19 protein-coding genes and 2 pseudogenes are annotated in these 21874 nt (G+C 56.8%); 4 read left to right on the top strand and 17 right to left on the bottom strand.

Features of this window, described 5'->3' with window-relative positions:
• Window positions 1–70 precede the first annotated feature (70 nt).
• Together GM154_RS16740 and GM154_RS16735 are read left to right on the top strand one after the other, a co-directional pair.
• Entirely contained in the window at window positions 71–265 is a 195-nt protein-coding gene (locus GM154_RS16740; protein ID WP_010797482.1) for a hypothetical protein, read from the top strand.
• On the top strand, window positions 262–714 hold the full coding sequence (locus GM154_RS16735) for an NUDIX domain-containing protein (RefSeq protein ID WP_074827761.1): 453 nt from the start codon (window positions 262–264) through the stop codon (window positions 712–714). Before GM154_RS16740 ends, GM154_RS16735 begins: the two co-directional genes overlap by 4 nt.
• A gap of 45 nt (window positions 715–759) precedes the next feature.
• On the opposite strand, the gene GM154_RS26025 is transcribed toward GM154_RS16735, so the two are convergent.
• Window positions 760–1548, bottom strand: coding sequence for a methyl-accepting chemotaxis protein (locus GM154_RS26025; RefSeq protein WP_374940327.1), 789 nt, complete (start codon window positions 1546–1548; stop codon window positions 760–762).
• A gap of 66 nt (window positions 1549–1614) precedes the next feature.
• Window positions 1615–2565 (bottom strand): annotated as a pseudogene (locus GM154_RS26020) (cache domain-containing protein); the annotation flags it as partial.
• Between the two features lie 434 nt (window positions 2566–2999).
• On the opposite strand from GM154_RS26020, the gene GM154_RS16725 reads away from it, so the two are divergent.
• Entirely contained in the window at window positions 3000–3389 is a 390-nt protein-coding gene (locus GM154_RS16725) for a hypothetical protein (RefSeq protein ID WP_074827758.1), read from the top strand.
• A gap of 622 nt (window positions 3390–4011) precedes the next feature.
• Here the strand turns inward: GM154_RS16725 and GM154_RS16720 are convergent.
• The 11 genes and pseudogenes from GM154_RS16720 to GM154_RS26010 all read right to left on the bottom strand — a co-directional run.
• A complete protein-coding gene (locus GM154_RS16720) occupies window positions 4012–4884 on the bottom strand; it encodes a DMT family transporter (RefSeq protein WP_074827756.1) in 873 nt (290 codons plus the stop codon).
• Window positions 4885–4991: 107 nt separating this feature from the next.
• Window positions 4992–5120 carry a hypothetical protein gene (locus tag GM154_RS25665; protein WP_258019876.1) on the bottom strand — a complete coding sequence of 43 codons (129 nt, stop codon included), beginning with the start codon at window positions 5118–5120 and terminating at the stop codon, window positions 4992–4994.
• A 72-nt stretch (window positions 5121–5192) separates the two neighbouring features.
• Window positions 5193–7130: an ATP-binding protein gene (locus tag GM154_RS16715; RefSeq protein WP_219652844.1), complete on the bottom strand. Its 1938-nt coding sequence runs from the start codon at window positions 7128–7130 to the stop codon at window positions 5193–5195.
• Between the two features lie 274 nt (window positions 7131–7404).
• Window positions 7405–10689: a PAS domain S-box protein gene (locus tag GM154_RS16710; RefSeq protein WP_219652843.1), complete on the bottom strand. Its 3285-nt coding sequence runs from the start codon at window positions 10687–10689 to the stop codon at window positions 7405–7407.
• Between the two features lie 209 nt (window positions 10690–10898).
• Complete coding sequence (locus GM154_RS16705; protein ID WP_219652842.1) at window positions 10899–11558, bottom strand: ion channel; 660 nt, start codon at window positions 11556–11558, stop codon at window positions 10899–10901.
• Window positions 11559–11648: 90 nt separating this feature from the next.
• Window positions 11649–12572 (bottom strand): SdiA-regulated domain-containing protein, encoded by a 924-nt coding sequence (locus GM154_RS16700; RefSeq protein ID WP_258019875.1) that lies wholly within the window; start codon window positions 12570–12572, stop codon window positions 11649–11651.
• A 117-nt stretch (window positions 12573–12689) separates the two neighbouring features.
• Complete coding sequence (locus GM154_RS16695; protein WP_219652841.1) at window positions 12690–13568, bottom strand: lipid kinase; 879 nt, start codon at window positions 13566–13568, stop codon at window positions 12690–12692.
• A 201-nt stretch (window positions 13569–13769) separates the two neighbouring features.
• Window positions 13770–14186 carry a hypothetical protein gene (locus GM154_RS16690; RefSeq protein ID WP_010797493.1) on the bottom strand — a complete coding sequence of 139 codons (417 nt, stop codon included), beginning with the start codon at window positions 14184–14186 and terminating at the stop codon, window positions 13770–13772.
• Window positions 14187–14262: 76 nt separating this feature from the next.
• On the bottom strand, window positions 14263–15267 hold the full coding sequence (locus tag GM154_RS16685; RefSeq protein ID WP_219652840.1) for an alpha/beta fold hydrolase: 1005 nt from the start codon (window positions 15265–15267) through the stop codon (window positions 14263–14265).
• A gap of 130 nt (window positions 15268–15397) precedes the next feature.
• A complete protein-coding gene (locus GM154_RS26015; protein WP_374940326.1) occupies window positions 15398–16114 on the bottom strand; it encodes a methyl-accepting chemotaxis protein in 717 nt (238 codons plus the stop codon).
• Between the two features lie 171 nt (window positions 16115–16285).
• Window positions 16286–16543 (bottom strand): annotated as a pseudogene (locus GM154_RS26010) (HAMP domain-containing protein); the annotation flags it as partial.
• Window positions 16544–17213: 670 nt separating this feature from the next.
• Here GM154_RS26010 and GM154_RS16675 point away from each other — a divergent pair.
• A complete protein-coding gene (locus GM154_RS16675) occupies window positions 17214–17396 on the top strand; it encodes a hypothetical protein (protein WP_019366646.1) in 183 nt (60 codons plus the stop codon).
• 54 nt (window positions 17397–17450) lie between these two features.
• Here GM154_RS16675 and GM154_RS16670 read toward each other — a convergent pair whose 3' ends face one another.
• The 4 genes from GM154_RS16670 to GM154_RS16655 all read right to left on the bottom strand — a co-directional run bounded on the left by GM154_RS16670 (window position 17451) and on the right by GM154_RS16655 (window position 21843).
• Window positions 17451–18158, bottom strand: a complete 708-nt coding sequence (locus GM154_RS16670; protein ID WP_219652839.1) for a DUF3053 family protein — start codon at window positions 18156–18158, stop codon at window positions 17451–17453.
• Between the two features lie 156 nt (window positions 18159–18314).
• The gene (locus GM154_RS16665) at window positions 18315–19049 is read right to left on the bottom strand and encodes a hypothetical protein (RefSeq protein ID WP_219652838.1); all 735 of its coding nucleotides are present in this window, start codon (window positions 19047–19049) and stop codon (window positions 18315–18317) included.
• Window positions 19050–19247: 198 nt separating this feature from the next.
• Window positions 19248–20489, bottom strand: coding sequence for an L-fucose:H+ symporter permease (fucP, locus tag GM154_RS16660; RefSeq protein WP_010797499.1), 1242 nt, complete (start codon window positions 20487–20489; stop codon window positions 19248–19250).
• Window positions 20490–20529: 40 nt separating this feature from the next.
• Window positions 20530–21843 (bottom strand): MFS transporter, encoded by a 1314-nt coding sequence (locus GM154_RS16655; protein ID WP_219652837.1) that lies wholly within the window; start codon window positions 21841–21843, stop codon window positions 20530–20532.
• Between the last annotated feature and the right edge of the window lie 31 nt (window positions 21844–21874).

Below are 21874 nucleotides of genomic sequence, written 5' to 3'. Positions count from 1 at the left end.
GAAAAGGTTGTCATTTTGCGCTCCGCTGACTACTGTATAAATAAACAGTAAACAAGAGGAGGGCGTACCGATGTCTCCAGCAGACGATCTTTCCCAATCCCTGGCTATGGCAGACTCAGGCACACTGATGCAGCGCTACCGAGCGCTGGAGCTTGAGCACCGCTATCACCTGAGTGTCATCAAGGATTTGCGCTACCACATCACAGCGTTACAGAGGGAAAACGATCGGCTGAGGCGTCAGCTGAACCAGGTCGACGTGCGATGACAAGGCTGCCCTTGGCAAATAACGATGCTTCAGCAAGTCCGGTTAAGGCATGTCCGGTCGTACTGCGTCATAAAAGCGAACTGCAGATACTGGCGTTCGAGCACCCCTTGGCAGGGCTTCAGTTGATCAAAGGGTCTATCGAGCCGGGTGAACTACCTGCTGAGGCTGCGTTGCGGGAGCTATGGGAAGAGTCAGGTATCCAAGTGTCCGAATGGCCTGTGGATCTAGGAACATGGGTCTCTGGCTATCAGGAACAGGTATGGTCGATGCACCTGTGCGAAAGCGCGTACGAGTTACCTGAGGGCTGGGTCCATCGCACCATCGACGGAGGCGGATTGGAGTTTCGCTTTTTTTGGTACCCGCTTGGTCGAGCCGCATCGTCCCAGTGGCACTGGGTATTTCGGGAAGCCCTGAAGGTCATTCACGACCGTGTTAGACGGATGGGTTGAGAAGAGGGTCCACTCCCTGGCAAGGGAGTGGACAGCAAGGCAGGGTTACAGAATGAAGCGGGACACGCGTTCGTTCAAATCACCGGCGTGGCTTTGCAGTGAGCGGGATTGATGCTCCGCCTGCACTGAGCTTTCAGCCAGGGTATCACCCAAAGATTTAATGGTTACCACGTTACGGGTAATTTCTTCCGTCACGGAGGTCTGTTCCTCAGCCGCCGCTGCAATCTGCATCGACATGTCCGAGATCAGCGAGGCCGACTGGGTGATCTGCTCCAGCGCCACGTACGCCTGATCGGCATCCGCTACGCTGCGTTCAGCGAGATGACGGCTGTTGTCCATCCGGCTGACTGCATCCTGTGTTACACGCAACAGATTGCTGATAGTCGTCTGGATTTCCTGGGTAGACGCCTGGGTGCGTTGCGACAGAGTCCGCACCTCGTCAGCCACCACCGCAAAGCCGCGACCCTGCTCGCCTGCCCGCGCCGCCTCAATCGCTGCGTTCAAGGCCAGAAGGTTGGTCTGCTCAGCGATACTCTGGATGCTGGTCAAGACGCTGGAAATGGACTGGGAGTGCTGGCTGAGCTCAGTGATGACCTGGGTTGTTTCCGCCACTTCCTGGGCAAGATCGGTAATGGAGGTCTGGGTCTTGCGAACCAGCTCCAGACCTTGCTGACTGCTTTCGGTAGACTGCTGCGCCGATTGCGCCGTACGTTCGGCATTGCCCGCAATTTCCTGGGTAGCCGAAGCCATTTCGGTGACTGCTGTTGCGACCAGTGTCAGCTCCTGCTGGAGACGCCCCAGATCAGCGACCGACAATGTGCTGTTGTTTAGCACCGTCGTGGACTCCTGGCCGATTTCCACCGCCTGATGGCGAATATGCGTAACCAGTTCATGCAGACTGGCCACGAACTGGTTGAAGTGCAGGGCCAGATGGCCCACCTCGTCCTGGCTCTGTTGAGGGATGCGATTGGTCAGGTCGCCATTGCCATGGGCGATTACCTGAAGTCCCTGGGAGACCACACCCAGCGGGCGTAGCAGCCAGGCGCACAGCATGTTGATGGCGATCAGCGACAGAACCAGGATAGCGCCGAATGCGCCCAGGCTCACCCACAGTTGCTGATAGAGCGGGGCGGTCAGAACAGCGTCGTCCAGCGTCATGATGAGAATCTCTCCATCATGATCGATCGGGACAGCGTACAAACGCTCACCGTTATGGTCCAGCAAGTGCTGCGTACCCTTGCTGGCAGCCAATGACGCCAGGGTGGCAGGGGTGAGCTCCGTCATCAGGTCGCTGACCTTCTTGTCGAGCAGGGCCGTGTCCGTGTGGCCCAGAATGGTGCCGTCCTTGTCTACAAAGAAGGCCGAGCCATTGCCAGGAAGCTTGATCTGTTTCAGCTGCTCAAGGATCTCGGTCATGCTGACGTCAGCGCCTACCACCCCAAGCGCGTTTCCGCTCTGCTGCAGGGAGCGGCCTAAGGACAGCACGTGGCTGCCAGTAGCCGCCGCAATAGTCGGCGTCGAGATGTAGACCTTGTTTGGCGCGACCAGCGCCTGCTGGTACCACTTCCATTTGCGAGGGTCATTATTGTCTGGCGGCAGGGTTACACCGTTGGCGCTCACCTGGCTGCCATCGGCCCGAGCAAAAAAGACGTTGTCGAAACCGCCGGAAATCTTGGCCTGATTAAGAATCGACAGCATGGCAGACGGGTCGTCAGTGGCCTTCACAGCCTGGAGCACCACCTCCTTGCTTTGTAGCCAGTAACGCACGTTGGCGCTGAACGTCCTGCTGGCATTGCTGACCTGTTCTGCAATGTGGATTTCCAGGCTTTTCTGACTGTTCCAGAAGTTCATACCGGTCAGGCTGGCGCCCACCAGCAGTACCGCAGTGCTGGAGGATAGAGCAATCTTTTTACGCAAAGACCATTTCATAAAGACATCAAACCGACAGAGACAAATACGACACGGCAATCAATTGCCGCGGACTGATAGGAGGCTATCGGCCCGGCTTGATAAATCTGGAGCGCTATGCTCGTCTAGGTATCAATGGCCGATGATCGGTTGTACAGAGAGGCGCGGACATGGCAGGGCACTGCCAGCAGTGCGGGCTGGATATGGCGACTCGCTCGTCTTTTTGGCTCACGAGAATGCTGGATCTGCTTGAGGATTCGACGTTGCCAAATGTCTGTGTCGCAGGCGGAGCCGACAGCTTATCTGCCAAGTTCAGCCTGTTTGAAGCAGCCAGCTATGCTTTAAGTAGTACAGCATTGCCCTGATGGAGTAACAGTATGGCTTTAGAAACCGACAGCGATCCGTTTGATCAACGCCAGCAATTGACTCTGGCGGCCGAAGCCCTAGGTTGGAAGGTAATCGATTGGGCGCAGGACATACCCATCGTCAGGGATGAAAACGGCGAGAGCTTCCAGTGGCTGCCCCATATCGACGATGGTGAGTCACGTCGACTTCAGATACGCCTGGGGATTCACCTGTCCTACAACCCCCACGAGAAAACCATGTGCGTCAGTTGTCCCCTGTGGGACGTAGAGGACCTTACCTTGGATTGCGAGGAGGCGGACGCTTTGGAAATGGCGCGCTACATGGTAGTGCTCTTCGCGGCGCTGTCCACCGGCGTGGAGATAAGCAGTCTGGATGCTGCGCAGGGGCTGTTGGGCTATTGACCTGAACACGTCTGGAAATAGATGTCTCAGTGAGAGAAGGGGGAAACAAAGGAGCATGCGCCGCTTGTATACCCTCCTGTTTCGGTCCTGCCTGCCAGGACCGGCTCTTTCAAACCCTCGCTTCATGCAAAAACTTGCAAACATCTCTTGCTCTCTCTGCTCTGAAAAGTTTGATATATCTATGCGCCGTGCAAGGAGACAGGCGTCCTGAACCGTGGCGCTTGCTTGTAGAGCCATCCTTGCATGAACGCTATGGCTCGCCGTTTGGCTTCATCTACCCGTGAAGTCGTTGACGGGCAACTCTATTATTCAGTTTGAGAGACATGAACTCAGAATCTGCATATCCAGCTGTTTCAAAAACAAACCGCGGATATCCTCGTAAAAGACCCAGCTCTACGGCTTGGTTTGCCACACTTTCCACCTTGTTCGGTATCTTGTTGGTTGTCACGATCGCAATGCCCAACTAATGCCAGGCCGTCCTGTCGTTATTGAGTCTGATGCGTTGCATCCATAGCCTATAAAGAGGGATGGAAAACACGTATCAGACCTGTTTATTACGAAACCTCAATAAATAAGCCCGTGCCAGAAGAGCGGTAGAAACCGTCCTTCTGGCACGGCTGCGTCAATTATTGGTAGGTTTATTTTGACGGAATACTAATACCAGCCCTATAAGGATGGCCACCATTCCCATACCACCTTGTGCGTCGACCCGGTGACCAAGAATCAGGTAATCCAACAGCGTTGTCACAAGTGGCACCAGATAAAACAGACTGGTTACGTTTACCAGATTGCCGGCTTGTACGAGTCGATAAAACAGGAGCTGTGCAAGAACGGAGATGACGACGGCCATCCAGAGAACGGATGTCACAAGCTCCGAGGACAACTCAAATCTGATGGGCTGGAAGGGGACGAAAAGCAGGCAGAGCACTAGGCTGATACCGACCTGCAACGGCAAGACGTCCGCTGGGGGCTGACTCAGGCCTTTCTGCAGAATGGCACCAATCGACATGCACAAGAGTGCTGCCAGCGCATACAGAATTCCACTCAAGGATAGATGCGCCATCGCCAGGCTGCGGTAGACGAGCAGAGACAGTCCACCCAGGGCCAACAGCAGGCCCGCCAGCCGACGGGGTGATAATCGTCTTTCAACCAACACCAGGGTAAGAATGGGTTGTACACCCAGAAGGGTAGCCAGGACTCCCGGCGTAACGCCTTTATCCAGAGCCAACAGATAACAAATGCTGTAGCCGCCGATAAGCAGCGCTCCGGTGAGAGCTACCCGGCTGCGAGAGCCCGGCGATGGCAACCAGCGTCGCCGCCAGAGCCCCATTAGCAAGAGCACTGTAAACGCAATGAGGAAGCGTAACAGCAGGAACGCGAATGCGGGGGCGTGGGTAACACCCACGTGAGCGAATAACGCGCCGCTGCTCCAGAGCAGCACGAACAACCCTGTGGCGCTATTGGCCACAAGCAGGGTTCTTAATGAACCTAACATTGTCATTTCACCTGTCAGTACGAAAAGCAGGCTCCAGCCAACGGCCTATGGTAGGCAGTTCCGATCAAGACTGGAGAAAGAAAACGGCTGTAATCAGCCGAGCGTCATCAGGCAGCGACTACTGCCACGACAACCGGAGGGGATACGACAGGTGGTGCGAGGGAGAAACGCGCATGCAGGCACGCCACGTCCGGTGCGGACAAGGAGGAGAACTGGCCTGTATGCAGATGATTCATGGTAGCGTCAGCCAACAGCTGGCAAATGATTAAGAAACATTAGCGCCTCCGCTGGCAGTGCGCAAGCTACAATCAGTCTTCCAGAATAATTTCCTTGATCCGGCTGGCCAGCAATTCCATTGGGAATGGTTTGGTCATGACGTGCATGCCTGCCTCAAGGTTGCCATTTCCCACGGCTGCATTTTCCGCATAGCCGGTGATGAACAGTATCTTGAGATCAGGGCGTGCCTGGCGGGCCGCATCGGCCATCTGCCGCCCGTTCATGCCGCCGGGCAGGCCCACGTCCGAAATCAGCAGGTCCAGGTGCGTATCGGAGAGCAGTATCTTCAGCCCCGAAGCACCATCGGCCGCTTCGATGGCGGCATAGCCCAACTCTTCGAGCACTTCGGTGATAAGCAAGCGCACCATCGGCTCATCGTCAACAACCAGAACGGTCTCGCCGGTGCTGGCACGTGGGGCGCGCATCAGTTCAGTCTGCTGAGGCTCTGGTTTGCTCTCTTCCAGATGGCGCGGCAGATAGATCCAGACCGTGGTGCCTTTGCCAGCTTCGGAATAGATGCGTGCTTGCCCGCCTGACTGCTTGGCAAATCCGTAAATCATGGACAGGCCCAAGCCGGTCCCCATGCCGATGGGCTTGGTCGTAAAGAACGGGTCGAATGCCCGCGCTACGATTTCTGGGGTCATGCCAATGCCAGTGTCCATGACTGCTATGGCAACGTATTGCCCAGAGAGCATGTCCTGTTCATGAGCATCACGCTCATCGACCCAGATATTGGCGGTACGGATTGTCAGCTGGCCGCCGTCCGGCATGGCATCCCGTGCATTGATACATAGGTTGAGCAGGGCACTTTCCAGTTGGTTCGGATCGCACAGCGTTGACCAGAGATCAGAGGAAAGGCTAGTGGTTACCGTAATCTCCGGGCCTACCGTCCTGTCGATCAGGTCCTGCATGCTTTCGATCAGTGTGTTGGCCTGGGTCGGTTTGGGATCGAGCGTTTGGCGACGGGAGAAGGCCAGCAGCCGGTGGGTCAGGGAAGCCGCGCGGCTGGCAGCCGTCTGGGCGGCGGTAATATACCGATCGATATCCGTAGCGCGACCCTGGGCTACACGCATCTGGATCATCTCGAGGCTACCGGAGATGCCTGTCAGCAGATTATTGAAGTCATGAGCGATACCGCCAGTAAGCTGACCTACGGCTTCCATTTTCTGGCTGTGTCGCAACAATTCTTCGGCACGGTTAAGTGCTTCGCTTTGCTCTTTTTCAGGCGAAATATCGCGCACCGTGGCATAAATTTGATCCCCTCGAGCCACGGCGTTCCAGGACAACCAGTGATACGTGCCATTCTTGTGCCGGTAGCGGTTCTCAAAGCGAAAGACCGTGTCGCCCCGTTGCAGCATGTGCAGTGCCTGGGCGGTGCGCTCTACATCGTCCGGGTGGACAAATTCACTGAAGGGTTTGGAATGCATCTCCTGGTCGGACCAGCCAAGGGTTTTAGCCCACGCCGGGTTAAGGCTTACAAAATAGCCAGCAGCGTTAGTCGTACACACTAGATCAGGCGTTGTTTGCCAGATCTGGTCGCGCTCACGGGTACGTTCCTCTACGCGACGCTCTAGCGTGTCCATCAGATCGTTCAGGCGAATCAGGTTCTTTCTGAGTGCAGCGCACACTGCCACGATGCCGAAGTTGACGAGGATGAACAGGGCGTTGGCTGCCCACTGGAGCAGATCGAGATCGAACGTGAAGGGGGTAGAGACAAACAGGTAGGCCGCTGCAAGGGCGGCAACGACGGTGGCGAAAAGACCGGGCCCCAGGCCCAGCGTGAAGCCGATAATCATCAGAAGCGGAATGAACAGCAGGTACGGCAGGCCCAGAACAGGCAGGGCCAGACGAACGCCTGCACTGACAATGACAGCTGCCCCGGCGACAGCATAGCGCAGGGGGGTAGGCCATTCATGGCGTAATACCCACTGTTGCAAGCGATCAAAGAGCGTTTCTTTCTTTTGCTGCAAGATTCCGGTACCTGTTCAAACTCAAGTCTATGACTTGGGCTTGCCACGCTAAGGATATAGAACGGAGGTTACGACGTGTAAGGGCACGTGCGTAAATGATCCGTAGTCACTCGTGTTGGACACACCGATTGCGATAAGGTCCCGACTCGTTCAGGTTGAGGCCGTAGCGTAATCCTGACAAGTGACAGAACGCCCTACCCAAACTGCAAAATGGTCAAGCATTAGGTATATAGCGGTTGGCGCTCCATTTTCTTGAGGCCGCATTCAGCATTGTTCAACAACTCTTGAGGATAGTTTCCAGGCGGGTTGCCAGCAACTCCATGGAAAAAGGTTTGGTCATGAGATGCATGCCATTCTCCAGATTACCATTGCCTACTACCGCATTTTCTGCATAGCCGGTAATAAATAGTACCTTCAGGTCCGGACGTTGATGGCGAGCGGCATCGGCCATCTGGCGGCCGTTCATGCCCCCTGGCAATCCTACGTCCGAAATCAGCAGATCGATATGGGTGGAAGAGGAGAGTATGTCAAGCCCTGACGCGCCGTCAGCCGCTTCGATTGCCCTATAGCCCAGCTCCTCGAGTACCTCTTTGATCAGCATGCGTACGGTGGGCTCATCATCAACGATAAGTACGGTTTCACCCTTTTCCGTGCGGGGCGCCTCCCGTGATCCGGTCTGCTGCGCGCCGGCTTCGACCGCACCTGCATAGCGAGGCAAATAAATTTTCATGGTGGTGCCCTTACCGGGTTCGGACAGGACACGCACTTGACCGCCGGACTGCTTGGCAAATCCATAGATCATGGAAAGACCCAGTCCAGTGCCCATGCCGATGGGCTTGGTTGTAAAAAATGGATCGAATATACGCTCCATGATTTCCGGCGACATGCCCGTGCCCGTGTCGGATACTTCCGTCACGATGTACTGCCCGGGGTTCATGTCGCGCTCATGGGCGCTGGCCTCATCCTGGTAGCGATTTTCGGTTCGAATGAGTAATCGACCACCATCCGGCATGGCATCTCGTGCATTGATGCACAGGTTCAGTAGGGCGTTTTCGAGCTGATGGGGATCACAGAGCGTGGGCCAGAGTGCTTCGCTGAGATCGGTCGTGATACACACGGCTGGCCCTACGGTACGTGTGATCAGTTCACGCATGCCTTCGATCAGCTGGTTGGCCTGGGTGGGTTTGGGGTCGAGCGTTTGGCGACGGGAAAAGGCCAGCAATCGGTGGGTCAGGGCCGCGGCTCGATTGGCAGAGTCCTGAGCAGCGGTGATGTATTTATTCAGATCGTTCAAGCGTCCTTGGGTCAGGCGCGTCTTGAGCAGGTCCAGGCTACCGGAAATCCCGGTGAGCAGGTTGTTGAAGTCATGAGCCAGACCGCCGGTGAGCTGTCCTACGGCCTCCATTTTCTGGCTATGGCGCAACCGTTCCTCCGTCTGATGCAGGGCTTCGGCCTGCGCCTTTATCGTGGTGATATCACGTGCAATGCTGTGGAACAGCCCGTCACGACGTTGGGAGTTCCAGGATAACCAGCGATAGCTGCCATCCTTGTGCCGGTAGCGGTTCTCGAAGTTTGACAAGGCCTGGCCGTTGGCAAGTAGCCGCTTGGTTTGCACGGTATGTTCCAAGTCGTCTGGGTGGAGAAAATCCTTGTAGGGGCGTGCCTTCAGCTCCTGCTCCGACCAGCCCAGGGTTTCGCTCCAGGCAGGGTTGAGGTTGAGAAAGTAGCCTTCCGGGCTGGCGGTGCAAACCAGGTCTGGCGTGCTGCGCCAGATCTGGTCGCGCTCGCGGGTACGCTCCTCGACACGTTGCTCAAGCGTCTCGTTCAGCTCCCTCAACTGACTCTCGCTGGCCTTGAGCCGGTCTTCGGCTGCCTTGCGAGCCGAGAGATCAATGGTCACGGCAATGATCGAGTGTGGGTTGCCTTCATCATCGTTCAGACAGGTCAGATTGCTATTGGCCCAGACGATAGTGCCATCGGGTCGGAGGTAGCGCTTGTCGAGGCGAGTCGGCTGTCGGGTGGCCAGGACATGTTGAAGCGCCTCGAGCGTCCTGGGCTGGTCTTCAGCCAGGGTAACGGTCTTTGCGGTTGTGCTTAACATCTCTGTGCGAGAGCGACCCAACAGGCGGCAGAGCTCATCATTGACCCGTAGAAAGCGGCCGTCGAGGCTGATCTCGGACAGGCCTACCGAGGCTTCGTCGAAAATGGAAGCCAGGCGGGTTTCGCTTTCCTTCAGCGCCAGCTCAGCGCGGGTGCGTTCGGTGATGTCGCGGCCAATGGAGAGCAGTTTTTCAGGCGTGCCGTCTGCGCCTGGTATGCAGGAAATGGCAATATCCCACCACTTGGGTTTTCCTGTGTGGGTAGGGCAGTAGCCCTGGAAACGTCCTGTCCCTCCGGCACGAGCACTTGCGATGGCGTTGCGTGCCGCCTCCAGATCCGCGTCTTTCCATACCCGGAGCCACGGCTTGCCCAGTACGGAAGAGAGGTCCGTAATCTCCATGGACTCTATACCGCCGGGGCTCACGAACTGGGTATGCCCTTCGAGATCCATGATCACGATGCAATCCTGACTCGAATTGAGAATAAGGCTGTTCATCTGGCGAGAGATGCGTAGCGCATTCTCGATAGAGTGATTCGCAGTAATGTCCCGCGAAATAGAGAGCAGCTTTTCAGGCCTCCCATGAGAGCCGAGGATAGGCGTGACCTGTACATCCCACCACTTAGGGGTTCCTGCCAGGGTATTGGCCTGCCCGATGAACCGGCCAACCTGACCCGCGCGGGCCAGCGTCATGGCCTCTTTCGCTTCCTGGCTCCCCTTGTCTTGCCAGAAAGTCGGCCAGGGGCAACCCGCAATGGCATTGAAGTCGCTGACTTCCATAGCGTCCTGGCCGTTTGGGCTCATGTAAAGCAGTTTGCCGTCAAGGTCGAGCACCTTGATGCAGTCGTCAGAGGAGGCCAACACGCTGCGCAGGAACTCGGCATCGGCCTGCTGAGCTTCAATTACTTTTTGCTGCCGGGTCTGATCGCGCAGAATTTTCAGAAAACCCAGGTGGGTTCCATCGGCTGCCCGGAGCGGCATCATCTCGCCATTGGCCCAGAACAGGGCGCCGTCCTTTTTCTGGTGCCAACGCTCATCACTGGCGCGACCTTTTTCCAGGGCACGTTGCATCTCGCATTCGGCGCGCTGCTGGAATTGGTCCTCTACAGTGAAGAGGCGATTGATAGAGGCCCCTAGTATACTTTCGGCTGTCCAGCCAAAGACCTGCTCTGCACCAGAGTTCCAGTGAGTAATGCGACCGCACTGGTCGGTTGTGATGATCGCAAAATCGACAGCACTGTTCAGAATATCCTGATGGCGCTGGTTCTGTTGGTGAGTCGTTTCGGCAACGGCCTTGAGCGCCATATTCTCGGCTTCGAGTTTGGCGATACGCAGACGCAGATGTTCGTTTTCGATGGTAGTCATGCCGGTATAAAAAGAAGGGTGCGGTACGCCAGGTACCTGGCAGTAGGGGCCAATGCCTTGCCATGAGTAGCAGCACACAGGCACAGCTTCGCTCACGATCAGGTCACGAATGAATGACGTTGGAAAGGGAGGGGATTAGTGAACGACCCAGTCTATCCAGCACTTGAGAGACTGTCTATCACGCCGGCTGCCCAACCGTCGGCCTGTCTGGGTAACAGGTATGTAGGCGGGATGATATCGATGGGCTATCGGTGTGTCAGGTGCTAAAAGCCGGGCTGTCGTTTACAAGGGTCGACCGGTTGGTTCTAGCGTTTGATGACCGTCAGGCTGATCAGGCGAGCCACTACTAATGTGATATACATGACGCCTGCAAACTCTTCGAGCATTACCAGCCCGCGGGCAAGCGGTGAAATAGGCAGAACATCACCCAGCCCTACGCCGGAAAGCGTGGTAAAGCTCAGGAACAGCAGTTCCATCCAGGTCCGTGGTGCCTCAGGGTTCTGCATGGCGGTAAAGCTGCCCGGCAGGAGCAGCTGGCAGACGGTAAAGGTATAGGCAAACGCCCACGCCAGCAGAGTAAAGGTTGCGCCTACCGCAAACAGTTCATCGGTCGATGCGCGTTGATCCTCCATCATGTAGGCAATCAGGCTGGCGGCGGCATAAAAGTAAAAGGCGCCTTCCAGCAGGGCGGAGGCGACCGTAACGGCCTGGTTGGGCCAGATCTCGCTGACGATAGCCAAGCACAGAATGAGCGCGGCCAGAATGAAAGCGATCGAGTGGAGCATTGGGCTGCGGCGAACCATACGCAGGGCAGCAACCAGCACGATGACACCAAACGCACCAAAGACGGCTCGCCCACCCGGCATGTTCTCCATGAAGGGAAAGAGCACGATGCCCAATAGCTGGATAAGTAACAGGCTTGCAGACGGGTAGCGAACCAGATACGTAACGAGGGTGACTTTCATTCAGGACACAGGCAGGATGGAAACGCCGTACAGCGTAACCCGGCAGCGCAAGGCTCACCAGAGCCTTGCGGATAAAGAGCTCGACAAGGCCTATGACTTCTTCTTGAAGGCGTAGAACAGGTTAGGCTCACTGATCACATACAGGTTGCCCTGATCATCCATTGTCATGCCCTCAGCCTGGGGAACATCCTTGGCAAGCCCTTGATTACCACCCCTCAAGCTGAAGGAGCTGACCGGCTTACCGTTGGCGTCCATTTCCACGATCATCTTGGATTCATCAGACAAGGCCAGCAGATGGCCTGTACTCGTATCATAGTGAAGGCTGGACAGGTCGGTCACAAACAAATCCCGGTCGCGCTGTGCGTTGACATGCACGTCGATGTCGATCGGCTGGTCGGGCGAGGCGGTCAAAAAGCCGTTGATCTCGAAGATGCGGACCGGGTCCTTTTCCTTGGCAACAAAAAGGCGCTGCTCCTTGGGGTCGTAGGCCAAGCCCTCGAAACCTTTGTTGCTGTTATCCGCTGCGCTGAGCGAAAACTGTTTGGCATTGGCTGGGTCGGCAATATCGATGACCTGGGTCTGATCATTGACATGCACTTCGATCAGACGATGGTTACGTTCCTCTGTAATCAGGAGGACGCCGGGACGAACGTATTCGATCGCTTCCGGATCACCGAAACCCCGGAGCGGAATACGACGCAGTACATCACCGGAGAGCGAAAGCTCGATAAGGTGCGAGTCCTTGTTGGTCACTGTAAAAAGCGTCTGGCGGCTGGCGTCGAAGGTCAGCGCTGACATGTTTTCGTCATTACCCAGTGGCTTGGCATCGATTGTGACATGGTAATCAGGCAACCACAGGGCCTGCCCTTGGGCCTCCTCGGAGCTGAAGCGCTGTTCCAGACGGAACCATACCTGCTCAAACAGGCGCTGCTGGGCACCTGCGGTTATCGCGGCTGCCACTAGCAAGCAGGCCAAGGCCGTTGCCATCGTTTTGGAGGAGAGAGCGTTCTGCATGTTAGGTCAGGTTCAGAATTCTGGGCGTATAGCCTACGGGGGGTGGGCTTAACTGAAGCTGAATAAGGCAGGTGCGAGTGTTTCCGATTCTTTCACCCATGGTTCGATAGGTGCGCTCTATGGACGATAGATCCTGAGCGCTTTGGGTTTGATAGAAAAGAGAGCGGGCGTGTAGGTGGTCAGCTCACCATCAGTATTGATAGGCATGGGTTTGCGGGTGTTCAGCCGGATAGCGGTTGTCTGAAACGCCCTGACCTTATCTGCCTTGCCATGGGTGCCCTTGCGCAGGCTGGGCAGCAATGCGATCAGTTCCCACCAATGCCTGACCTCAAGGCTATAGAAATCCAGGCGTCCATCGTCGGCGGTTGCGGATTCTTCCACCGTCATGCCACCACCATAGTGACGGCCATTGCCCACGGATGCCTGGACCGTTCGGACCTTTTCCACCTGTCCGTCATGTTCGATATACAGAGTGAAACGGCGAAAGCGGCGCAGTAGCCGAAAGGCGGTCAGGCCATAGCCGAGACTGCCCCATTTCTTCTTGATATCCGCGGTCAGCTGATCAGCCAGATCGGCACTGAAGCCAATGCTGGCGACGTTGAGAAAGACATGATCGTTGACGACACCTACATCGATGGCTCGCAGCTGTCCCCGCACAATGATGTCGATGGCCTCGAGCGGGTCCTGAGGAATATTCAGTGTCTTGGCCAGGTCGTTGGCAGTGCCGAGCGGCAGGAGGCCGACGGGCAGGCCAGCCTCAATCAGGGCGGGAGCTGCGGCGTTCAACGTGCCGTCGCCGCCGCCGACGATGATCAGGTCGCATCCCTTGGCCTGTCTGATCTTCTCGCTGATGGAAAGGTTTTCCCCTCCGGTAGGTTCGACTACGGTTATTCCGCCTTGCCTGAGCTTTTCAACGATAGGCGTGTAGGATTCACTCCCACGGCGGGCGCGTTTATTGATCAGCAGAAGGGCGCGGCGGGTTTCGGTAGCGGTCATTGCGTCTGAGATCCCCTATGACTTGTTTATCTCTGACACTTCACGTGTAGGTCTGTCCGAGGGATGGAACGCGAGAGTGCCCCGTTCTGACAACTGCCTGCGAGGCGGAGTTGTTTCAAAAGATCAGTGAAGCCTTACGTTGCGTGATCATCCGCTCAGACTGACGTTAAAAGCATAACTAGCAGGCAGGACCCGACGGTTTCAGGCGCGAGGGCTGACACGGGCGCTTTTGAGCAGCCGGTAGTCCTGCCACAGGATCACGGCCGCTGCGGCGGCGTACGCAAGGCAGGGTGCCCAATAGGCAGGATTAGCCAGTGCTTCGTTCAGGCACATGACCGCACTGATAGAAGTGAATAGCCACGACGGCACTCGCAGGACACACGCCATTGCGCTGGCCCAGAAGCGATCCCTCAGAAAGCCCAGGGGAACGCAGGCGGCAATCTGCATGACTACCAATACGAAGGTCGCAACAGCAACGGTCAGCACCACCTGATTGTCGGGCGTTTGTGCGTCACGAATAGGGATGAGCAACGTGCCCAGGCGGGTATGGCTCAAGGCGGTATAAGCCAGGAGCAGCAGGGCGCTGGAGAAGATGATGCGGGCTGGTATCGAGTTCATTGAGCGTCGCGTTACAGGAAAAGGCGCCTATATTACCTGAGCCCGGCGCCTGTTCATGAATACTGTCCAGACAGGTTCAACCCGACGGTGTCTGTTCGGCCAAGGTATGAATAGCGTCGAGTACTGCCTGCGGTGCCAAGTGATGCAGCATATGCCCGGCGCCCTCGATGACACGGAAATCCATCTCCGGCAACTCGGTATGCAGCCTGCCCGAGTGCACATGGGTATGAACCAGCCGATCCTCGCGTCCCGCCATGATGATGGAAGGTACTGCCAGCCTCTTGTAACGCTCCTTGAGTTGTAGCGTTGCGGGAATGATCAGGGCTATTTCGGCTGCGCTGGCATGAAGCTGCACAGGACGAAAGGCCATCCAGGCCGGAAATCGCTTGAAGCGGGCGGGCACTTTGGCGGGTGCAAACATTCGCTTCATCATGAGTGGCCATATGCTGCGATACAGCAGCGGTGAAACGGAGTGGCACATGAGGTCACCCACGCCGGGGATGGCCGGCAAAGCCGCCATGGGAATATCAGGGCGAACGGTCGGGTAATAATAGCCGGACAGCAGCACAAGGCCTCGGACAGACTGCGGGAAGTCGAGCCCCAGCGCCATGGCCACCAATGCGCCCCAGGAATGGCCGAGAGCGATAGGGCGGTCGATACCCATTGCGGCAAAGGCTCGATTGAACAAGTGGGCCTGTTCGAGCGGACCCCAGACAATAGACGACGGGCGCTCGCTGTAGCCATACCCTGGGCGGTCAAAGATGATGACCCGATAGGTGCGGGCTGCGTGTTCGACTAGCTCGCTCAACTCGAAGTCAGTACCCATGGTCGTGTTGCCATGCAGAAGCACAAGGGGCTGTCCCTCGCCATATTCGACGTAATGGAGCCGGATACCATCCACCTCGATAAACGTGCCTGCCGGTGGGTGCTGCTTTTCCGCCTGACGGCTGCAATGGCGGACCAGCATGGCTGATGCCGCGACGGCCAGGGGGCCCCACACAAGCGGGCCGAGGCGGGAGGATGAAGGCGTGGTTTTGCTGGGCGTACCGTGTGCGCTGTCGATATGCCGGAGATTTTTCATGCCAGGGCTCCCGCTAAAGACAATTTAGAGTAGTCCACGGGAAAGCCGTTCGCGGTAGGGACGAATGGCACGTTTGGCTTTTACCTGAAACCAGCCATCAGCCTTTAGGGGGCGGATGGCTGTAGGTCAATCAGGCTGCGCCCAAGCGCTTGGTCAGCTCGGCCAGTCCCTGGGACAGGTTTTGCAAGTGCACCGCAGCGTCTTGCGTCTTTTCAACCTGGGCCTGGTTGGCGCTGGCAATGGCCGTAATTTCAGTCAGGTTACGAGCAATGTCTTCACTGACGGATGTCTGTTCCTCCGCTGCTGCCGCAATCTGGATGTTCTTGGCGCGCATCGAGTCGACCGAGACCGAGATGGTGTCCAGAATCGCGCCAGCTTCCTTCACCTGCGTGACGCTGCGCTCACTGATGCTCTGACCGTTCTGAATGGCCTTGGCCGCATTGGCAGTGCCGGTCTGAACGTTGGCAATGATCTGGTTGATCTCGTTGGTCGAGTCGGCTGTGCGACGCGCCAGGTTACGGACCTCATCGGCCACAACCGCAAATCCGCGACCGGCCTCACCGGCGCGGGCGGCTTCGATGGCCGCGTTAAGCGCCAGAAGGTTGGTCTGTTCAGCAATGCCGTGGATGACTTCCATTACCTTGCCGATACGCACGCTGTCTTCTTCGAGCTGATTGATGACAGAGGCCGTACCGGCAATCTCGTCGCTCATGTCGACAATGGTCTTGATGGTGCCCTGCATGACGACGCTACCGCGCTGAACAGCCTGATCGGTTTCGGTAGCAGCAAGGGAGGCTTCGCTTGCGTGACGTGCGACTTCTTGGGCAGTAGCCGACATTTCATGCATGGCGGTCGCCACCTGATCGGTACGGGAGAACTGCTCGTTGCTGCCCTGAGCCATTTGGTTGGCAATGGCGTTCAGGTCGCGGTTGGCAGAGTCCAGGTCCTGGGTGCTCTGCTTGAGACGTGTAAATGTATCGGACAGGAAGTTACGTAGAATGCTGGCGGCTCCCGCTAGTCGACCAAGTTCATCCTGGCGGCTGGATTGGATATTTACGCTGAAGTTGCCATGACTGAGCTGATTGATATGGCCGATGAGCTCACTGATCGGTACGACCAGGCGGCGATTGACCAGCCACAGGCTGATAACGAGGATGGCGATACCGCCCCCAATCAAGGCGATCAGGCCCGTCAGGAAGGTGGTGTCGGCCTGTGCACTGATTTGGGTAGATAGCTCGTCACTGTGCTTGTGCAGTTTGGTGACAAGATCGGCCATCTGAGCGGTGGCGCTACGGTCGATACCTGCAACGGCCTTGTCACCCGCCTCCGGGTCGAAGCCGGCAGCCCTGAAGCGCTCGAAACCTGTGCGATAGGCTGCGCCCAGCGTCTTGTGCTCGGCCTGCAGGCTTTGAATGGCTTGTGCGATAGAGCTGTCTGACCACGGCTGCTTGCTTAGGTCAGACAGCAGTGCCTGAACCTTTTGCTCTTCTGCCTGGAAGGCATTCCAGTGTTTTTCGCGTTTGGCGTCATCCTTGCCGCGCAGCAGGGCGTTTTTCCATTCCTGAACTTGGGTTTTAAAGTTCAGGTTGGCTTCGTCGATCAGCAAAACATTACGGATCTCATTGGCCAGGAGACCTTGATAGCGTTGAACGCTCCCGGAAAGAAATTTGAAGGAAACGATTGAAATAGCCATGAGCAGCAAGAGACTGCCGCAGAGCAGGGCAAGAACTTGAGCACGCAGGGAACGGTTAAGCATCACAGTGTCTCGAGAGAGGGAGGTACTCATCACTGTGTCGTTGAAATAGCAAAAAACTTAATGCGATAAATATTCTATCGGCTTGATAAATTAATGAATTTTTTGTGACAGGCGTCTGGCTCGAACATTTGCCGTGAATGGCTATCCAACAGAGTGACAGTCACTAACAGATAAGAACGCGAGGTGCATCATGAGTGATGAACTGCTGGCGCCCATTCACGCGATGGATCCAAGCCCGATCAACCCAGGCGGTGGCCAGGAGTCGCCCTGGCCCGATGAGCCAGTAGGGCCTGATGGGATCATTGATCACCCGGATGACGTGACCGATAACCCTGACGTGATTGACCCGGATACTCCGCTTGTCCCCAGTTGACCCATGAAAGGCTGGGCAGAGAGCCGCTGTCCAGCCTTTCCTTCACCGACTTTCCTACCCGCGACCGTAAACGACCGCTACCATCTTGCGTTGAGCCTGCATGGTCGCCTGGGCCTTGGTGTTCAGGGCCTGGAGACGGGTGTTCAGTTCTTTCTGGATAACGGGGTCGGATACTTCGATCATGGCACCGTTGACCTTGATCACGTCCTGATGGGCATTGATGTAATCAAGCGCTTCGAGCGTTGCCGTCAGGGTCTCGCTGGCAACCGGCATCATGTTTTTCATGGCTTCGGCCGGCTGGGTGACAACTCGATCATAGGCCTTGTCATAGACAGCCTTCAGATCTTCCGGCTGCTTGAAGGATTTACGCGCTTCATCCGCCTTCGCCTGTTCTTCGCTGATCAGCGCTGGCAGCTCGTTCAGTGTTTTTTGGGCAGATTGAATATCCTCGCGGCGCTGAATAGCCTGTCCCATCGAGCTGATGTTCATCTGCTTCATCGCCGTGGTCAGCGAGTCTTCGGTTCGCTTGTTGAGGGACTCGTGAAAGTGCTGCATCGCCGCATACTGGGCGCTGTATTCGCCAAAGAGGTTCTTGTCTTTGTCCCGAAGAACCGGAACGTGTACGCCGGGCTTATCGATGATGCGGGTTTGCAGGAATTCAATGAATGCCTTGCGCTGCGCCTCTTCGTTGGAGCAGGCGGACAGCAAGCAGGCGCATATCAGGGTGAAAAACAGGGCAACCGCGGGGTTACGCTTGAGCATGAGATCTCCCTATGAGCTCAAATGGAGTAGAGCCGACCTGCAACCAGAGGTCAGCCGGCGCACCGTATATAGGGGATTGGAAAGCGTGGCGAGCGGGATCAGCCGAATTGGTGAACGGGTTCTGCTTATAAGACGGACTTGACGTGTTAGGCGGTGTTAGCCCATCGGATCGAAATGGCTTTTGGCCGAGCAGTACCGTTCTTCCATCCACTTGCTTTTGTTCTGCTCATCCTTATCGTGGCGGACGCGCCAGTCCTGGCACTTTTGTCTGAAGTATTCCTTGGCGCCCTTGCGGCATTCGCTATAGCCGACCGAATCCTTGCGGTAGTTGCCGCATACGCTGGTGTCGTCGATGCGGTTGTTAACAATTTCCCAGGCCGCCAGATAGCTTTCACTGCTGCCCCATGCCTCGACCCAGTGCTGTTCGCTTTCCCGTACCGGGTCGGCCGGATAGACGAGCGCCCGTGGCAGGTGATCATGGTGGGCGCGGTAGGCTCTGGGGACCGCCCCTTGATGAGGGTACGGTGGCTTTCCCAGATGACAGCGAATGATCGAGTCATCGGTCTCGCCGTCGCTTCGCATACAGGTAAGGTCAGCAGAAGAAGCAATTTCGATCTGATCCAGCGAAAGATCGACAAGACCCTGGGCCGAAGGGGGAGTATCGATACCGTCAGCGGGCTCAAGCAGCGTGACAGGGGCTTGCAGCTGTTCAATGTCCTCCAGCGCATTCCAGGCTAGCAGGCTGGCAAACAGCAGCAACGCCAGCCACAGAAGTTGAGCCAGGGTTAATGTACGGCGACGCTTGAGTGGTCGGGTGACAGGATTTGGTTCATGCACAAGCATGGGCTTGTGCCCATCGTCTTGCTGTTGACCGCGGTCGTGTGTGCCCATGATGCTTCCTTGCAGGACTCGAAACGACGGTACTGACGTTGAAGATGCGTGATGAATTTCACGTTACATAAGGGTATCCAGACCAGGCGGATAAATCCAGCAGGCGGACCGTGCTTGAGCCGTTCAACCGATTGAGCAGAGATAAAAGGCAGTAAGGAGGCGATGAAGCGGACCAGGCGTACCTGGCCCGCTCGGTGGTCAGGCGCTGCGCTGCTGCGAGGCGCCGTACCAGATCACCAGGGCAAAGCAAAGCATGGGCAGCGAGTACGCATACGCAGTGCTGCTCATATCGGCAATGAGGCCCATGAAGTAGGGCATGATCGCGCCACCCACGATAGCCATGATCATGAAGGAGCTGGCGCGCTTGGTGTGTGGGCCGAGGTTCTTCACACCCAGCGCAAAGATGGTGGGAAACATGATCGACATGAAGAAGAACACGGCGATTAATCCCACCACGGCAATGCCATCGAATCCGGCCACCACCAGACCGCACAGGAAAAAGTTGATCACGCCATAGATCATCATCAGACGAGCCGGCGCGATGAATCCCATCAGCCAGGTACTGAAGAAACGGCCCAGCATGAAGCACAGCATGGCAATGGACAGCATGAACGACGCGGACTGGCTGGAAGTGTCGGACCAGTGCTCGGTTACGTAGTTGATAAAGAAGGCACCCACACCTACTTGCGCCGCCACGTAGAAAAACTGGGTGATGACGCCGCCGACGAAATGCTTGTGCTGCCAGAGTGTGCGGCTGTCCTGCCGGGCAACGGCTTCCTCCTGATTGCGAAGGTCGGGGAGAGTGGTCTTGGCAAAGAGCACGGCAATCATCAGAACCAGCGCTGCGATACCCACATAGATCATGCTGACCGAGCCCAGGCTGTCGGAGGAGGCGGTACCTGCACTATTGGTGGCCGAAAAGAACAGGGTGCCGCCCAGGATTGGGCCGGTGAACTGACCGAGGCCGTTGAAAGACTGGGCGAAATTGAGGCGGCGCTCGGCTCCGTTCGGATCGCCCAGAACCGTGGCATAGGGATTGGCTGCCGTTTCCAGGCAGCCCAGACCGCAGGCGATTACGAACAGGGCAAAAAGAAACATGGCAAAGCTGGCTGAAGACGCTGCCGGAACGAACAGCAGGGCACCTAATGCATACAGGCACAACCCGACCAGGATGCCGGCCTTGTAGCCGCGCTTGCCCATGAAGATCCCGGCGGGCAGGGCAACGATAAAATAGGCGCCGAAGTACGCCGCCTGAAGCAGGCCGGACTGCGCCTTGGTGACGTGCAACGTTTCTTGGAAGTGTTTGTTGAGTACGTCCAGCAGGCCATACGACAGGCCCCACATGAAGAACAGGCTGGTGACAAGGATGAATGCCCATTGATAGCCCGAGCGTTCCTGGCTGGCAACGGGTGTGGCCGTTCTGGTTTGGTTGACTAACATGACAGCTCTCCGTGGTTCTTATCGTTGTGCAGCGTTGAGGTCATTTGGTGGGTACAGCAAAACCGGCGTCCTGGCGTTGAACGGTCGTTCCTCCAAGGGCCAGCAGGCCTGCGCCAAGCAGGGCGACAGTTGCCAGGGTGTACATGCCGGCATGGGGATTGGCGAACGTCTGTTCCATATAGGTTTTAAGGGTGGGCGCAAGAAAGCCGCCCAGGTTGCCCAGCGCACCGATCAGGGCAATTGCGCTGGCTGCTGCGACACCGCCTAGGTAGCGGGTGGGAAGCGTCCAGAAGAGCGGCTGAACCGTGATAAAGCCGGCAGCCGCGAGGCAGAAGGCAAACAGCACGGGCACGATGCTTTCGATAACCGTCGATCCTGCTATGCCCACTGCGGCGAGCAGCAGCATGGCCACTGCCAGTTGGCGATGCTTGCCGGTGCGGTCTGCATAGCGAGTCACCATGAACAGTGCCCCCAGGGTGAATAGCCAGGGAATGGCCGTCAGCATGCCAACCTCAAAGCCGATCTTGGTGCCGAGCAGCTGAGCGATGCGCGCCGGAAGATAAAACAGGACGCCATAAACGCTTACCTGGATAGTGAAATAGATCAGTACGAAGTACATGACCTTTGGGTTGACGAGGGCTGCCTTCCAGGAGGAAGGGCTATGTTCCTTCTTGTCTGTCTCTTCCTGTTCGATAGCCTTGTGCAGTGCCGTTTTCTCGTCCCGGGTCAGCCACCGTGCATCCCGCGGGCGGTTCGGCAGGTAGAAAAACGCAATCACGCCAATGACCGAGGCAAGCAGTCCTTCCACCACGAACATCCATTGCCAGTTGCGCAGGCCGAATACGCCGTGCATTTCCAGCAGCCAGCCGGAGACAGGGCCCCCCAGCAGCAGCGAGGCCGGCACTCCGAAGTAATAGAGCCCATACGCCGCACCGCGGTGACGGTGGGGAAACCAGTAGGTGAGATACAGGACGACACCTGGCGAGAGGCCTGCCTCGGCTACACCGAGCAGAAAGCGGAGGATATAGAAGGACGTCTCGCTCTGAGCGAACATCATGGCAGCCGAGACGAGGCCCCAAGTGACCATAATTCGGCTCAACCAGATCCGTGCACCGATACGGTGGAGGATAAGGTTGCTGGGAACTTCGAAAAGCGCGTAGCCGATAAAGAAGATTCCCGCGCCGAGAGCAAAGGCTGCATCGCCGATCCCTGTGTCGGCCTGCAATGCGAGCTTGGCATACCCAACGTTAGAACGGTCGATAATGGCCATGGCAAACATCAGGGCCACAAAGGGAATGATCCGGCGGCGGCTTTTGGTCAGGGCAGTGGCGAGCGGAGCAGTAAGCGTAGACATGAATGACTCCAGTTATTGTTGTTTTCCAGAG

Source organism: Pseudomonas sp. MAG002Y (assembly GCF_019400845.1).
Taxonomy (GTDB): Bacteria; Pseudomonadota; Gammaproteobacteria; order Pseudomonadales; family Pseudomonadaceae; genus Chryseomonas; species Chryseomonas luteola.
The sequence above is the reverse complement of the archived record's forward strand: the minus strand, read 5'-3'. Positions and strand labels throughout refer to the sequence as shown.

Bases quoted from the DNA above. Each gene is read 5' to 3' on its own strand.
- GM154_RS16720 (WP_074827756.1), bottom strand. From the start codon at position 4,884: ATGTTAGGTTCATTAAGAACCCTGCTTGTGGCCAATAGCGCCACAGGG.
- GM154_RS16685 (WP_219652840.1), bottom strand. From the start codon at position 15,267: ATGAAAAATCTCCGGCATATCGACAGCGCACACGGTACGCCCAGCAAA.
- GM154_RS16740 (WP_010797482.1), top strand. From the start codon at position 71: ATGTCTCCAGCAGACGATCTTTCCCAATCCCTGGCTATGGCAGACTCA.
- GM154_RS16665 (WP_219652838.1), bottom strand. From the start codon at position 19,049: ATGGGCACACACGACCGCGGTCAACAGCAAGACGATGGGCACAAGCCC.
- GM154_RS16655 (WP_219652837.1), bottom strand. From the start codon at position 21,843: ATGTCTACGCTTACTGCTCCGCTCGCCACTGCCCTGACCAAAAGCCGC.
- GM154_RS16675 (WP_019366646.1), top strand. From the start codon at position 17,214: ATGAGTGATGAACTGCTGGCGCCCATTCACGCGATGGATCCAAGCCCG.
- GM154_RS26015 (WP_374940326.1), bottom strand. From the start codon at position 16,114: ATGCATGAAATGTCGGCTACTGCCCAAGAAGTCGCACGTCACGCAAGC.
- GM154_RS16705 (WP_219652842.1), bottom strand. From the start codon at position 11,558: ATGAAAGTCACCCTCGTTACGTATCTGGTTCGCTACCCGTCTGCAAGC.
- GM154_RS16725 (WP_074827758.1), top strand. From the start codon at position 3,000: ATGGCTTTAGAAACCGACAGCGATCCGTTTGATCAACGCCAGCAATTG.
- GM154_RS16695 (WP_219652841.1), bottom strand. From the start codon at position 13,568: ATGACCGCTACCGAAACCCGCCGCGCCCTTCTGCTGATCAATAAACGC.
- fucP (WP_010797499.1), bottom strand. From the start codon at position 20,489: ATGTTAGTCAACCAAACCAGAACGGCCACACCCGTTGCCAGCCAGGAA.
- GM154_RS16690 (WP_010797493.1), bottom strand. From the start codon at position 14,186: ATGAACTCGATACCAGCCCGCATCATCTTCTCCAGCGCCCTGCTGCTC.
- GM154_RS16735 (WP_074827761.1), top strand. From the start codon at position 262: ATGACAAGGCTGCCCTTGGCAAATAACGATGCTTCAGCAAGTCCGGTT.
- GM154_RS16700 (WP_258019875.1), bottom strand. From the start codon at position 12,572: ATGCAGAACGCTCTCTCCTCCAAAACGATGGCAACGGCCTTGGCCTGC.
- GM154_RS25665 (WP_258019876.1), bottom strand. From the start codon at position 5,120: ATGAATCATCTGCATACAGGCCAGTTCTCCTCCTTGTCCGCACCGGAC.
- GM154_RS16670 (WP_219652839.1), bottom strand. From the start codon at position 18,158: ATGCTCAAGCGTAACCCCGCGGTTGCCCTGTTTTTCACCCTGATATGC.